Source organism: Allorhizobium sp. nf9_anc (genome assembly GCF_056323085.1).
Genome location: NZ_CM150481.1, coordinates 1,978,466 through 1,991,329, shown reverse-complemented (window position 1 = coordinate 1,991,329; position 12,864 = coordinate 1,978,466). Strand labels below are relative to the sequence as shown.

The window sequence follows — 12,864 nt, the reverse complement described above, 5'->3', positions numbered from 1 at the left end:
GATGACGGAAAGACTTGGCATCAACCCCTATGGCCGGCTGACCGAACCGGCGACGCTGGTGATCGAGCGCCTTTTGCCCGGCCCCGCCTCGCGGATCTGGCGCTATCTCACCGATGGCGAGATGCGCCGCAAGTGGTTGGCGGCCGGCGCCATGGAAGAAAAGGCGGGCGCTGCCTTCGAACTGGTCTGGCGCAATGATGAACTCACCGATCCGCCCGGTCACAGGCCGGACGGGTTCAGTGAGGAAATGCGGATGAAGAGCCGCGTTCTCGAAGTGCAGAAAGACAAGCGTCTCGTTTTCACCTGGGGCGAGAGCGGCGAGGTGGCCTTCGATCTCAAGGCTGAAGGCGACGAGGTGTTGTTGACAGTGACGCACAGGCGGATTTCGGATCGCGCCAATCTGCTGATGGTCGGTGCCGGCTGGCACATGCATCTCGACATACTCTCAGCCAAGCTGAACAGCACGCAGTCCGCACCCTTCTGGGATGGATGGCTGGCCTTGAAGGACGACTATGATCGACGCCTGCCGGCCTGAGGCTGGAGCGTCCGGATCTACACAGCGCAAAAGCAAGGCCCTCCGGAGTGATCTGGAGGGCCTTGTCGTTTCAACAGTTGCCGATCAACCGTTTATGGCTGGGCGGGTGCCGGTGGCGCGGCATCTTGAACCGCACCTTCCGGAGCGGTTGCCGGGACATCCGTCTGGGGCGGTGTGGGCGGAGCGAGCGTTCCGTCACCGGTATTGGCGGGTGCGTCCGGCGTCGGCGCGACGGCCGGATCTTCGGCTGGCGAGGTGGACGACGGCGCCGGTGCAGGGGGAGGCGCACCCGTACCCGTGGCAGGCGCTGTGCCTTCCACGGCATCGCCGGCTGCGGCTTGTTCTGCAGCAACCGGTGAACCGGCCGGCATCTGGTCGGTGCCGAGCGGCGCGGCGAGGGCGGTTGCCCCTTCGGCGGCGACACGCCAGACAGTATTGCCGGCGTCATCGGCGATCAGAAGCGCGCCTGTGCCATCAAAGCCGACGCCGACGGGGCGACCGCGCGCCTCTTCTTCGGCGTTCAGGAAGCCCGTGACCACGTCGCGTGGTTCACCGGTGGGTCGGCCGTTTTCGAAGGGCACGTAAAGCACCTTGTAGCCGTTGAACTGATCGCGGTTCCAGCTGCCGCGATTGCCGACGAATGCACCATTGGCGAAGTCCTGAGGCATGGCTGTGCCCATGGAGAAGGCAAGGCCCAGAGCCGCGACATGGCTCGACAGCGCATAGTCAGGCTTGATCGCCTGTTCGACCATGTCGGGGCGCGGCGGATGCAGGCGCGGATCGACATGCTGGCCGTAGTAGCTCCAGGGCCAACCGTAGAAGCCGCGATCCTGGACCGAGGTCATGTAGTCGGGAACGAGGTTCGGGCCCAGTTCGTCGCGCTCGTTGACGACGGTCCAGAGCGCACCGCTTTCCGGGTTGAAGGCAAGGCCGTTCGGGTTGCGCAGGCCCGACGCGTAAACGCGCGAGGCGCCGGTTTCCCGGTCGATCTGCCAGATGGCAGCGCGCCCCTTTTCGGCTTCCAGCCCGCGTTCGCCGGCATTGGAGTTGGAGCCGACCGAGGCGTAGAGGAAGCGGCCATCGGGGCTGAGTGCCAGATCCTTGGTCCAGTGGTGATTGATCGGGCCACCGGGCAGGGGGCTAAGCACCTGCGGCGGCGTCGTAATCTCGTTCTGGCCGAGCTGGTAATCATAGGCGAGCACCGCGTCGGCGGCCGCGACATAGAGCGTGTCGTCGACGAAGGCGAGGCCGAAGGGCGAGTTGAGATCCCTCAGGATGTCGTGGCGCTCATCGACCGTGCCGTCGCGGTCCGTGTCGCGCAGGAGGGTGATGAGATTGGTCGGCTTGTCGCCGCCACCGCCGCCTGAGGCGATCGACATGATGAAGCCGCGGATGACGTCCTTCGGCCGCTCGACCGGCTTGCCGGGCGGTGCCTTGCTCTGCACGACCAGTACGTCGCCATTCGGCAGTGTGTGCACGGTGCGCGGATTGACGAGATCCCTGGCATAGGCCGTGATCGTGAAGCCCTCGATGACATCAGGCGTCTCGTTGTCACCCCAGCCGACGACGGGCGCGACCTTGAGGTCCGGCACCAGCGACTGGCTCGGCTCCGGGAGGACCGGATCGGGGCCAATCTGGCTGGTGATGTCGAAATTGTCGTTGTCGTCGCTGCAGCCTGTCAGTGCGATGATCAGGACGGCTGTGGACGCGAGTGCTGCATGGCGCAGGGTAAGGCGGTTCATGGTGTTCTCCAGGCATCGGCCGCGCGCTGGTCTGCCGTGAGGTAGACGCAAGCGATCATGGCAATCACGGTGACGGTCGAGGCGATGAGGCCGTAGGGCACGATGGCGGTCCAGCCGTCACCGGCATGGATGAAGCTGTTGAGGATGGCGAGGACCAGAATGCCGATAAAGGCGAGGGACGCCGGCCAGCGCGGACGAAGCGCACGGGTGGCGGGGCGGGCAAGATCGATGAGGCCGGCAAGCACGGCGAGTGCGCCGAAGATCAGGCCGAAGAACAAGAGCCAGTCGGAGAAGTTGCTCCACATCAGATGCGACGTCCGCCAGTAGAGGATGTCGGTGATCAGCGTCAGGGTGAAGCAGACGAAGGGGAAGGGGGCGAAAAGTGCTGAAAACGGATAGGCGTTTCCGGCAGCGGGCGGAGAATGGATGGCCATGGCGATCTCGATCTGGAGGGATGGGATACCCTAGCCAGACGACCGAGCGCCAGTTTTGTTCCGTCCTTCAGCCGTGGGTCGCGCTCGAGAGAAAGACAGGGACAAAAAAGCCCGCGGCAATGCGCGGGCTTTCTTGATTATAGAGGAGGAGGGCTGTCAGCCCTTCGAGCCCTTGGCGATCGGCTCCTGATAGGTGAAGCCCATGTCCCAGGGGAAGTAGATCCAGGTGTCCTGCGAAACTTCGGTGACGAAGGTATCGATGGTCGGCACACCCTTCGGCTTGGCGTAGACGCAGGCGAAATGCGCCTTCGGCATCATCTGGCGGACTTCAAGTGCGGTCTTGCCGGTGTCGGTGAGGTCATCGACCACGAGCACGCCTTCGCCGCCATTGACCATCAGCTCTGCCGTAATGCCCTTCAGCAGGTTCATTTCGCCCTGGTTGACATAGTCATGGTACGAGGCGACGCAGACCGTCTCGATCAGGCGGATGTTGAGTTCGCGCGAGATGATCGCCGCCGGCACGAGACCGCCGCGAGTGATGCAGACGATGGCGCGGAATTCCTGGCCGAGGCCGGCAAGGCGCCAGGCAAGCGCACGGGCATCGCGGTGGAACTGGTCCCAGGAGACGGGGAAGGCTTTATCGGGAAGAGACATGGAAAGAGGGCTCCGCTGGCTGGATGATATCGTCCGCGCCGGATTGCGGCGCCATGGACCGGATCCTTGGGCGGGCCGCCATATGCGCGGTCCTGAAACGCGTTTCGCGCGGCATGTACCGCGCGAAGCTCGTCCCCGAGGGGCTCCAGTCTTTGGCCGTTGCTATTAGCGGGAATCCGAAGCCTCTGGCAAGGCCCGTGTTCCATCCCGCTCTCGCTCTGGATCAGCGCGACAAAAGCGTCAGCGCCGTCATCGAATCGAGCAGCGTGCGGGTGACGCCGCCGAACAGCATTTCCCACCAGCGCTTGTTGCCATAGGCGCCCATGACGAGGAGGTCGATGGAGCTGTCCGACAGACGGTTTTCGATGGCGATGGCCGGTGCAAGGCCGGTCTTTTCCGACGCGGTCAGCGTGACATTGATGCCGTGGCGGGCAAGCGAAGTGGCGATCTCGGCCCCGGCCATGGAGCCGGTCTGGGTGGCGGTGTCGGACGCATCGACGGTGAAGATCTCGACCACTTCGGCAGCTTTAAGGAACGGAAGCGCATCGAATGTGGCGCGGGCCGCCTCTCGCGAGCCATTCCAGGCAACGAGCACCCGGCGGATCGGCTTTGGTTCTTTCAGGATATGCGGGATCAGCAGCACCGGCCGCCCGCTTTCGAACAGGAAGCTCTCAAGTTCGGAACGGGTCTCCGACAGCATGCCGGTTTCGCCCTGGGCGGCAATGACTAGATCAACGCTGCGGGCGCTGTCGATCAGCGAGGCCGAGTTGAAGCCGGAAGAGGTGACGAAGCTGCGCCACTCATGCGAGAGCCCCTCGCGGGTGCCGATCTCGCGAAAGATCTTCTCGACGCTTTCGGTTTCCTGATGCGCCATGTCCTGCAGTGCCTGTACGGTCGCAGGGTCCGGGATCTCCATCGGTGCGACGAGCGGCACCATGGCGACGGCTTCCGCATGTGCGCCGATCACATGCGACTGGAACTGGTTGGCGATGGCGACGGTGAAATCCGTCACCTGGCGCGTGGTTTTCGGGGTGTCCAATATGGAAAGAAGTGTCCGGTAACCCATGGTCGTCTCCTCTCGCGGCCCTTATGTATTGTCCGCATGAGATAACTATGGGTTCCGGTACGATGTTCCGCCTTGACCGAGGTCAAGCCGGGAGAAGTGGCTCAGGCGACTTCGCCGGTGCCGAGATCGCGCTTGGCGGCCGCATCCTTCTCGGACCGCAAGGCCTCGATCATCGCCTCGACATCGGCTGCTGCCGCATCGACCACCGCCTGGTCGCGCGCCCTGACGATCAGCTCGGTAGAGAATCGGATGCCGTCGAAATGCGGATAGGAGCCAATCGAGGTCTCCGGATGCGCCTTCTGGATCGCGCCGAGCGCCGTTCCGATATCGCCTTCGCCGAAGGGGCAGGGGATGGAGCGCGACAGCACCCGCTGGCCGGCCGGGAGTGTGTCGATCACATGCGCCATCATCGCCTGGAAGACCTGCGGCACGCCCGCCATCACATGCACATTGCCGATGATGAAGCCCGGCGCTGTCGAGACCGGGTTCGGGATGTGGCGGCTGCCTTCCGGCATGCGCGCCATGCGCTGGCGCGCCTCGGTGAATTCCAGCCCGCGTCCGGCATACATGTCGCCGAGCAGCTTCATGGCGGCGGGATCATGCAGGCAGGGAACGTTGAAAGCCTTGGACACGGCATCCGCCGTGATGTCGTCATGGGTCGGGCCGATGCCGCCCGATGTGAAGACGTAAGTGTATTTGGCGCGAAGCGCATTCAGCGCCTCGACGATCGCATCCTCCTCGTCGGAGACGATGCGCACCTCTTTCAGATCGATGCCGGCAACCGTCAGGAGATCGGCGAGATGGCCGATATTCTTGTCTTTGGTGCGGCCGGACAGGAGTTCGTCGCCGATGGCGAGCATCGCGGCGGTCTTGATCGTGGAGGTCATGGATGAGGTCCTATGGGATGGGGCAGGCGGTTGAAGGCTTAGAGGTTACCGTTTTGTGTCCGGGAAGAGAAGTAAAGGCGGTGTTTGATTGAACACTGCGTTCCCGAGGGCGTGACTGGTCGCAACCGTGGAATGCGCTACATCTGGCTCATCCATTCAGCGCGGCGGGTCCGCATGTTCAAAGGGAGATACGACATGGCCAAGGTACTGGTTCTCTACTATTCCGCTTACGGTCACATCGAAACGATGGCTTACGCCGTTGCGGAAGGCGCAAAGTCTGCTGGTGCCGACGTCACCGTCAAGCGCGTTCCGGAACTGGTGCCCGATGATGTGGCCAAGGCTTCTTACTACAAGATGGACCAGCAGGCCCCGATCGCCGACCCGTCCGAGCTCGACCAGTATGACGCCATCATCGTTGGCGCCGGCACCCGTTACGGCACGGTTGCCTCGCAGATGCGCAATTTCTGGGATCAGACCGGCGGCCTCTGGGCGCAGGGCAAGCTGACCGGCAAGCTCGGCTCGATGTTTACCTCGACCGCCACTCAGCATGGCGGCCAGGAAACCACGATCATGGGCTTCATCCCGACCTTCCTGCATCACGGCATGCTCTATGCCGGCCTGCCTTACGCCTTCCAGGGCCAGATGGGTGTGAGCGAAGTCATGGGCAACTCGCCCTACGGCGCTTCCACGATCACGGCCGGCGACGGCTCGCGCCAGCCTTCCGAGATCGAACTCGAAGGTGCTCGCTACCAGGGCGCCCATGTGGCAAAGCTCGCTGCCAAGCTCGCCTGATCAAGACAGAATTGACGATCGTCAAAGGCGGGGCGCAGGCTCCGCCTTTTTTCATGCGCGAAGAGCCGCGAAGAAGAGATGGTTAAAATGCGTGATGTCTTCGCAAGGATCGTTTCAACCTTGTGATGCATGCTGTTGGTTGTGAATTATAACCGGATGCAAGGACATGACCCAACCAGAACGTCGTCGCCATCCCCGTCTCAGAGCCCTGAAAGCCGGCCGCGCCATCCTTGCCGGCGGCCACTCCACCTTCGACTGCATGATTCGCAATCTCTCGCCCATCGGTGCCAAGGTCACCTTCGAATCGACCGCCGACATTCCACCCCAGTTCCGCCTCCGCTTCGAAGACGGCACAACGCACGACTGCGCGGTGAAATGGCGCAACCCTCGGGAGATCGGCGTGGAATTCCTCGATGTGCTCGCCAGCTGAGTGATCGATTGCACGGGGCAGGGCGTCGATGGCGCTGCCCGCCCTTGACGCGTCCGCCGAACTGATCGAAACAGGGCCCGCGCGGACGTGGCGAAACTGGTAGACGCAAGAGACTTAAAATCTCTCGGCCTAGGTCATGCGGGTTCGATCCCCGCCGTCCGCACCAACGTCTCAGAGTTTCTTTCTAACGAATCGCTGTTCGAGCACGGGCGTGCCCCACTGGCTACCCGGGCGCTCCTCGGCGAGCTGGAAGCCGGAGGCTTCATACATTCGCCGCGCCACATCGAGCCCCTTGAAGGTCCAGAGATGGGTCTCGTCGAACGCCTGCGTGTCAACGAAATCAAGGGCCTCGCTGAGCAAGGCCTTGCCAAGGCCGCTGCCGCGGGCCGAGGGATCGACGATGAACAGGCGCAGATGGGCGAGCTGTGGTTTGCGGCCTTGTGATGCCGTCCCGTTCAGGTCCTCGCCGTCGATTGCGATCGTGCCGGCAATGCGCTCGTCGATGTGCCCCGCCCAGATTTCATTCACCGGTCGGTCGAGGCGGGTGGCAAATTCGGCCAGTCCGCCGGCGACGATCGCTTCGAAAGCGCAGCCGAACCCGCTGCTCTTGTTGTAGTGGCGACCATGCATTTCAATGCAGCTGCCGAGCAATCCGGGTTGCCAGCCGGATTGAATGCGGAGTTTTGCTGCAGGCTCCTGCGGTGGATTTTGAATGCCGCCCAGGGCGTCGGCATAGAGTTCAAGACCGTTTCGCACGACGCGCTGCTGCCCGGCGCTTAAACCCGCCAGCGCCGCACTCACCTGGCTCCGGGCAAAGGCCTCTATCGCGGCGAGCTTTTCTGTCCCGTCTGTTGTCAGTGACAGATGCTTGCTGCGGGCATCCTCAGGGGAAGGTGTTTCCGTGATCAGGCCGGCGGCAAGCAATTTGCCGAGCAGTCGGCTGACGCTCGATTTGTCCAATCCGAGGATCTCCTTGAGATCACGTGCAGACAGGTCTGACCGCGTTCCGATTTCGATCAGGGCATGGACGCAGGACGCGGGCAATCCGCTCTCGGCGAGGTCGGACTTCAGGAAGCCGAGCCTGCGGACGAGCCGCCGTGAATGGGCGCGAATGGCGTCGAGTTCGGTCTCGGGAAGGGTCATCGCCGGATCCATATGGTTGCATCTTGCAACCAATATCCCGACGCAAGCCGTGGGGCAAGAGGTCGGTCGTGATGTTGATTTGCCGTCACCGCTTAAAAATAATGCAAATTCATGCATGACGAAAGTTTGAGCATTTTCCGCTTTGCGGCCTCCGCGATTCCTGCTTTGATGGCCTCCATCAAAAACAAGGGGAGCTAAATCCATGATCTCAAGACGTCTCTTTTCGGCGGCCGTTCTCGCTGCCGGCCTGATGGCCGGCGTCACGCTGCCGGTGACCCAGGCGCATGCCGAGACCGCCATCAAGTTTACCCTCGACTGGAAGTTCGAGGGCCCGGCAGCCGGCTTCCTGCTCGCGCTCGACAAGGGGTATTTCAAGGCCGAGGGCCTGGATGTGACGATCGACAGCGGCAATGGCTCGGTCGAGGCGATTCCGCGTGTGGCGACCGGCGCCTACCAGATGGGTTTCGGCGACATCAATTCCGTCATCAAGTTCCTTGACGAGGATCCGACCCAGAAGGTCAAGGCCGTGATGATGGTCTATGAAAAGCCGACTTTCTCGGTCGTCGGCCGCAAGTCGCTCGGCGTGACGGAAGATCCGAAGTCGCTCGAAGGCAAGAAGCTCGGCGCGCCGCCGCCGGATGGCGCCTTCGCCCAGTGGCCGGCCTTCAAGCAGGCCGCCGGCATCGATGACAGCAAGATCACCATCGAATCGATCGGCTTTCCCGTGCGCGAGCCGATGCTCGCCAAGGGTGATGTCGATGCCGTCTTCGGCTTCGCCTTCTCGGTGATCCTGAACCTCAAGGCGCAAGGCATTGCCGCCGACGACATCTCGACCATCCTGATGGCCGACAATGGCCTGAACCTCTACGGCAACAGCGTGCTGGTGAACACCGATTTCGCCACCGAGAACCCCGAGGCCGTCAAGGGCTTCCTCAAGGCGCTGGCCAAGGGCTTTGCCGATGCGGTTGCCAATCCGGAAGAGGGCGTGGCCGCCGTGTTGAAGCGCAACGAGACGCTCAATCCTGACATCGAGAAGGAACGTCTCGACATGGCCAATGCCATGAACATCAAGACGCCTTACGTGGTCGAAAACGGCATGGGCACCGTCGATATGGCGCGGCTCTCCGCCTCGATCGAGACGCTCAAGGTGTCGATGGGGCTGAGGGGCAACGTCAAGGCCGAGCAGGTCTTCGACGCCAGCTTCCTGCCGGCCAAGGAAGAGCGGATGTTGCCTTAATCTCTCCTTCTCCCCAGCGGGGAGAAGGTGGCGCGTAGCGCCGGATGAGGGGGCGAAGCAACGACGCTGGCAAGCCTTGTGCAGTGTCGCCCCCTCATCGCCTCGCATGCGCTCGGCACTTCTCCCCGCTGGGGAGAAGAGGAAGCTTAAAGGAGCCCCCATGTCCCACCTCGTTTCCATCGACAATGTCGACATGCGCTATGGCGGCGCGGACGGAACGCTTGCCGTGTCCGGCCTAACCATGCGCGTCGACAAGGGCGAGTTTTCAGCCGTGGTCGGGCCGTCGGGTTGCGGCAAGTCGACCCTGATGAAGCTGGTGACGGGGCTGCATATCCCGCAATCGGGCGTCGTCATCGTCGCTGGCCAGCAGGTGACCAAGCCGGTCTCGATTGTTGGCATGGCCTTCCAGAACCCGACCATGCTGCCCTGGCGCACCACGCTCGAGAATATCCTCCTGCCGCTCGAGATCGTCGAGCGCCATCGTCACCGGCTGCGGGCGAATAAAAAGGAATACATCGAGAAGGCGGAAAACCTGCTGGAGATCGTCGGCCTCAAAGGGGTTGGTTCGAAGTTTCCCTGGCAGCTCTCCGGCGGCATGCAGCAGCGCGCCAATCTCTGCCGGGCGCTCATCCACGAGCCGGAACTCCTGATGCTCGACGAGCCCTTCGGCGCTCTCGATGCCTTCACCCGCGAGGAGCTCTGGTGCGTCATCCGCGACCTGCATGCAGCCCAAGGCGTGACCATCGTGCTCGTGACGCACGACTTGCGCGAGGCGGTCTTTCTCGCCGACCGGATTTTCGTGATGAGTGCGCGTCCGGGCAAGGTCGTGAAGGAGCACACGGTGCCCTTTGCCCGACCGCGCGACATCGAACTGACCTATGACAATGCCTTCAACGACATGGTGCATGTCCTGCATGGCGAGATCGCAAAGGCGAGGGTGGCGGCATGACCATGACGATGGAAACCACGGTCACGAAGCCCGCGACGAAGCCGCTATCGCAGCGGATCAACTGGGTCCGGGCGGCTCCCTTTCTCTACACGCTCGGCCTCTTCATCATCTGGGAACTGTCTGTCATCGTCTTTGCCCTGCCGCAGACGCTGCTGCCGGCACCGACAAGGGTGTTCGAGGCGATCGTGCAATACTGGTCGCCGATCTGGAAGAACTCGCTGCAGACGCTCTATACGACGACGCTCGGCTTCCTGATTGCGGTCGTCGCGGGGCTCGGCCTCGGCCTCTTCATCGGCTGGTCGAAGACCATCTATGCCGGGCTCTACCCGCTGATGATCGGCTTCAATGCCATCCCCAAGGTGGCGCTGGTGCCGATCTTGGTCATCTGGTTCGGCATTGGCACGGTGCCGGCGGTGCTGACGGCTTTCCTGATTTCCTTCTTCCCGATCGTCGTCAATGTCGCAACGGGCCTCGCCACGATCGAGCCGGAGACCGAGGATGTGCTGCGGGCGCTGGGTGCCCGCAAGATGGACATCATGCTCAAGGTCGGCATTCCCCGCTCGATGCCTTATTTCTTCGGTTCGCTGAAGATTGCGATCACCTTGGCCTTTGTCGGCTCGGTGGTGTCGGAGACGGTGGCGTCGAATTACGGCCTTGGCAACATGATGAGCTCGGCCCAGAGCCAGTTCAACGTGCCGCTGGTCTTTGCAGGCCTCATGATGCTCGCGATCGAGGGCATTGCGATGTACGCGCTGATGGCCTGGATCGAGAAGCGCATGACCGGCTGGGCGCATCGCTCGACCATGGCCAACTGATTGGATCTGCTGAACGCCCGACGGCGGCGTTCAGCTCTTGTCTTTCAGCGTGAAGGGCAGCTCGAACGGTGTCGAGCGCTCGGCGATCACGTCGTTGACGGTATACCGCAACACATAGCCGCCGGGCTTGGCGCCATCAACATCGAGGGTGAGGTGGGTGTAGACCTCGACCGCATCCGAATGGGCGGTGAAGGTGAAATTGCCGAATTCCTTCTGCAGTGCCAGCGTCTTGCCCTCGTCATCGGTGAGTTCCAGATCGACGGTGAAATGCGACTGGCGCTGGTTGCCGTCGGCCGGTTGCCATTTGAGACCGGTCACCTCGACATAGGTGATCAGCTTTTCGCCCGAGAGGAAGACGGGTTCTGCCTTCGGTGTGTAGGCCCGGTAGGCCTTGGGCACTTCGGTGACGAAGATCGCCCGGGGGACTGTGAGCGGCAGCGACTGGGAGAAAGCGGCGAGCCCCGAGCGGATCGCCTCGAATGCACCGCGCGCATCGTTCTGTGCGGCCAGCTTTTCCGCCTCGATTGCTGCATCGAGAAGCGGCCCTGACGTGGCCGGTGCTGCAATCAGCAGGGAGCCTAGCAGGGCAGCGGTGAAGTGACGGGACGGTCCGGTGTATTTCAGCGTCACGTGATTCTCCCGTGTTTGATGACGGGAGTGTGGGAAGAAGCGACAGGGCGCGTCAAGCGGCGGCGCGGGAAACCTGCATCACGAAGGGCGGAGGTTTAGGACCGCCAGAACATCGGCACCAAGAGCACGATTACGGTCAGCACCTCGAGACGTCCAAGCAGCATGGCGAGCGACAGGATGTAGAGTTCCGGGTCATTCATCATGGCGAAATTGCCGACCGGTCCGATCAGCGGGCCGATGCCCGGGCCGACATTCGAAAGGGCCGTGATCACCGAGGACGTCGCTGTCGCAAATTCATAGCCGGCGAGCCCCATCGCCATCGATCCGATCGCCCAGATGAAGACATAGGCGCTGAAGAACAGGAAGACGGCGCGCTGCGCATCGGCATCGACCGTCTGGCTGCCATAGCGCACGGAATAGACGGCGTTGGGATAGATGAGCTTCTTCAGGCCGGTCACGATGATGTTGAAGAGGATGACGAATCGGTAGGCCTTGATGCCGCCGGCGGTCGAGCCGGAGCAGCCGCCCATGAAGGTGGCGAAGAAGGCGGCGGCGACCGCAAACGGTCCCCAGAGCGTGTAGTCCTCGCTCGCATAACCCGTCGTCGACAGGATCGAGGCGAAGTTGAAGAAGGAATGGGTGAGCGCGACGGGCAGATCCACGCCGTTGCGCAGGTGATTGTAGAGCCCGCCGGCAACGGCGAAGGCGATGAGATAGCCGAGGAAGATGAAGATCTGCGGATCCCGGAGGGCATCCAGGCGACCGCGCACCAGAAGCACGATCAGGATCGAGAAGGGCAGGCTGCACAGCGTCATGAAGAAGGTGGACACCCAGAGCAGCGGCAGGCTGTCGAACGCCGCGAAGGAATTGTCGTAGTTGCCGAAACCGGCGGTCGCAACGGTGGTGAAGGCGTGCACGATCGCATCGAAATGGCCCATGGCCGTCACGTCATAGGCAACCGTGCAGGCAAGCGTGATCCCCAGATAGACGGCAATGAAGGCGCGGGTGAAGGTGGCGATCCGCGCGAACGGCTTGTCGGCGATGTCAGACGATTCCATCTTGAAGAAGGAGACGCCGCCGACCCGCAGGAACGGCAGAACGAACAGGCCGAGCGCGACGATCCCGATACCGCCGAGCCAGGCGAGCAAAGCGCGCCACATCAAGATCCCGGGCGACACCTGATGCAGGTTGGAGATGACCGTCGAGCCTGTCGTGGTGATGCCGGAGATGGCCTCGAACAGCGACTGGGCAAAGGTGAGGCCAAGATCGGAGAGATAGAGCGGGATCGCGCCGACCACCGAAAAGACGGCCCAGAGCACATTGACCAGAAGGAAGCCCATGCGCTTGGTGAAGGCGGGCGGCGCGCCGCGCGTCGCCATCGCGGCCGTCAGCGACAGGCCGCCAATCATCGCAGCCGAAATCGTGAAGGCCGACCACGCGTCGTCGCCATAATAGAGGCTGACCATCGCCGGGATGAGCATCGCGGTGGACAGATAAAGCCCGCAGAGAGCGGCGATGTAGACGACGGAGCGGAGCAGATTGGTATTCAA

General features: G+C 62.6%; 14 protein-coding genes and 1 tRNA gene. 7 read left to right on the top strand and 8 right to left on the bottom strand.

Going from position 1 to position 12,864, the window contains the following annotated elements; all coding sequences use genetic code 11:
* The first annotated feature begins 1 nt into the window (after position 1).
* A complete protein-coding gene (locus AC02Y0_RS09535) occupies positions 2 to 535 on the top strand; it encodes an SRPBCC family protein (protein ID WP_476383643.1) in 534 nt (177 codons plus the stop codon).
* 92 nt (positions 536 to 627) lie between these two features.
* On the opposite strand, the gene AC02Y0_RS09530 is transcribed toward AC02Y0_RS09535, so the two are convergent.
* The 5 genes from AC02Y0_RS09530 to AC02Y0_RS09510 form a co-directional block, all read right to left on the bottom strand.
* Positions 628 to 2,277 carry a PQQ-dependent sugar dehydrogenase gene (locus AC02Y0_RS09530; protein ID WP_476383642.1) on the bottom strand — a complete coding sequence of 550 codons (1,650 nt, stop codon included), beginning with the start codon at positions 2,275 to 2,277 and terminating at the stop codon, positions 628 to 630.
* Complete coding sequence (locus AC02Y0_RS09525) at positions 2,274 to 2,711, bottom strand: DUF2231 domain-containing protein (protein ID WP_102019811.1); 438 nt, start codon at positions 2,709 to 2,711, stop codon at positions 2,274 to 2,276. Before AC02Y0_RS09525 ends, AC02Y0_RS09530 begins: the two co-directional genes overlap by 4 nt.
* Before the next feature lie 156 nt (positions 2,712 to 2,867).
* A complete protein-coding gene (gene gpt / locus AC02Y0_RS09520; RefSeq protein WP_006728625.1) occupies positions 2,868 to 3,365 on the bottom strand; it encodes a xanthine phosphoribosyltransferase in 498 nt (165 codons plus the stop codon).
* 223 nt (positions 3,366 to 3,588) lie between these two features.
* On the bottom strand, positions 3,589 to 4,431 hold the full coding sequence (locus AC02Y0_RS09515) for a universal stress protein (protein WP_476383641.1): 843 nt from the start codon (positions 4,429 to 4,431) through the stop codon (positions 3,589 to 3,591).
* Positions 4,432 to 4,532: 101 nt separating this feature from the next.
* The gene (locus AC02Y0_RS09510; RefSeq protein WP_476383640.1) at positions 4,533 to 5,318 is read right to left on the bottom strand and encodes a competence/damage-inducible protein A; all 786 of its coding nucleotides are present in this window, start codon (positions 5,316 to 5,318) and stop codon (positions 4,533 to 4,535) included.
* A 195-nt stretch (positions 5,319 to 5,513) separates the two neighbouring features.
* On the opposite strand from AC02Y0_RS09510, the gene wrbA reads away from it, so the two are divergent.
* The 3 genes from wrbA (at position 5,514) to AC02Y0_RS09495 (ending at position 6,706) form a co-directional block, all read left to right on the top strand.
* A complete protein-coding gene (gene wrbA / locus AC02Y0_RS09505; RefSeq protein WP_102020337.1) occupies positions 5,514 to 6,110 on the top strand; it encodes an NAD(P)H:quinone oxidoreductase in 597 nt (198 codons plus the stop codon).
* Positions 6,111 to 6,276: 166 nt separating this feature from the next.
* Positions 6,277 to 6,540 carry a PilZ domain-containing protein gene (locus tag AC02Y0_RS09500; RefSeq protein WP_476383639.1) on the top strand — a complete coding sequence of 88 codons (264 nt, stop codon included), beginning with the start codon at positions 6,277 to 6,279 and terminating at the stop codon, positions 6,538 to 6,540.
* 81 nt (positions 6,541 to 6,621) lie between these two features.
* Positions 6,622 to 6,706: transfer RNA gene (locus tag AC02Y0_RS09495), tRNA-Leu, on the top strand.
* Positions 6,707 to 6,711: 5 nt separating this feature from the next.
* On the opposite strand, the gene AC02Y0_RS09490 is transcribed toward AC02Y0_RS09495, so the two are convergent.
* Positions 6,712 to 7,887, bottom strand: coding sequence for a bifunctional helix-turn-helix transcriptional regulator/GNAT family N-acetyltransferase (locus AC02Y0_RS09490; RefSeq protein ID WP_476383638.1), 1,176 nt, complete (start codon positions 7,885 to 7,887; stop codon positions 6,712 to 6,714).
* Between AC02Y0_RS09490 and AC02Y0_RS09485 the strand changes: the two genes are divergently transcribed.
* From AC02Y0_RS09485 to AC02Y0_RS09475, 3 genes are all read left to right on the top strand, one after another.
* Complete coding sequence (locus tag AC02Y0_RS09485; RefSeq protein ID WP_476383637.1) at positions 7,886 to 8,920, top strand: ABC transporter substrate-binding protein; 1,035 nt, start codon at positions 7,886 to 7,888, stop codon at positions 8,918 to 8,920. The two genes, AC02Y0_RS09490 and AC02Y0_RS09485, sit on opposite strands and share 2 nt — an antisense overlap.
* Before the next feature lie 160 nt (positions 8,921 to 9,080).
* Positions 9,081 to 9,869 (top strand): ABC transporter ATP-binding protein, encoded by a 789-nt coding sequence (locus AC02Y0_RS09480; protein WP_476383636.1) that lies wholly within the window; start codon positions 9,081 to 9,083, stop codon positions 9,867 to 9,869.
* A complete protein-coding gene (locus AC02Y0_RS09475) occupies positions 9,866 to 10,684 on the top strand; it encodes an ABC transporter permease (RefSeq protein WP_476383635.1) in 819 nt (272 codons plus the stop codon). The genes AC02Y0_RS09480 and AC02Y0_RS09475 overlap by 4 nt, the downstream gene beginning before the upstream one ends.
* 30 nt (positions 10,685 to 10,714) lie before the next feature.
* On the opposite strand, the gene AC02Y0_RS09470 is transcribed toward AC02Y0_RS09475, so the two are convergent.
* Positions 10,715 to 11,314, bottom strand: coding sequence for a hypothetical protein (locus AC02Y0_RS09470; protein ID WP_476383634.1), 600 nt, complete (start codon positions 11,312 to 11,314; stop codon positions 10,715 to 10,717).
* Positions 11,315 to 11,409: 95 nt separating this feature from the next.
* A complete protein-coding gene (locus AC02Y0_RS09465; protein ID WP_476383632.1) occupies positions 11,410 to 12,864 on the bottom strand; it encodes a TrkH family potassium uptake protein in 1,455 nt (484 codons plus the stop codon).

What these genes read in the sequence shown, in the direction of transcription:
- AC02Y0_RS09500 (WP_476383639.1), top strand. Translation starts at nt 6,277, where the DNA reads ATGACCCAACCAGAACGTCGTCGCCATCCCCGTCTCAGAGCCCTGAAA.
- gpt (WP_006728625.1), bottom strand. Translation starts at nt 3,365, where the DNA reads ATGTCTCTTCCCGATAAAGCCTTCCCCGTCTCCTGGGACCAGTTCCAC.
- AC02Y0_RS09490 (WP_476383638.1), bottom strand. Translation starts at nt 7,887, where the DNA reads ATGGATTTAGCTCCCCTTGTTTTTGATGGAGGCCATCAAAGCAGGAAT.
- AC02Y0_RS09475 (WP_476383635.1), top strand. Translation starts at nt 9,866, where the DNA reads ATGACCATGACGATGGAAACCACGGTCACGAAGCCCGCGACGAAGCCG.
- AC02Y0_RS09510 (WP_476383640.1), bottom strand. Translation starts at nt 5,318, where the DNA reads ATGACCTCCACGATCAAGACCGCCGCGATGCTCGCCATCGGCGACGAA.
- AC02Y0_RS09485 (WP_476383637.1), top strand. Translation starts at nt 7,886, where the DNA reads ATGATCTCAAGACGTCTCTTTTCGGCGGCCGTTCTCGCTGCCGGCCTG.
- AC02Y0_RS09515 (WP_476383641.1), bottom strand. Translation starts at nt 4,431, where the DNA reads ATGGGTTACCGGACACTTCTTTCCATATTGGACACCCCGAAAACCACG.
- AC02Y0_RS09525 (WP_102019811.1), bottom strand. Translation starts at nt 2,711, where the DNA reads ATGGCCATCCATTCTCCGCCCGCTGCCGGAAACGCCTATCCGTTTTCA.
- AC02Y0_RS09530 (WP_476383642.1), bottom strand. Translation starts at nt 2,277, where the DNA reads ATGAACCGCCTTACCCTGCGCCATGCAGCACTCGCGTCCACAGCCGTC.
- wrbA (WP_102020337.1), top strand. Translation starts at nt 5,514, where the DNA reads ATGGCCAAGGTACTGGTTCTCTACTATTCCGCTTACGGTCACATCGAA.
- AC02Y0_RS09480 (WP_476383636.1), top strand. Translation starts at nt 9,081, where the DNA reads ATGTCCCACCTCGTTTCCATCGACAATGTCGACATGCGCTATGGCGGC.
- AC02Y0_RS09535 (WP_476383643.1), top strand. Translation starts at nt 2, where the DNA reads ATGACGGAAAGACTTGGCATCAACCCCTATGGCCGGCTGACCGAACCG.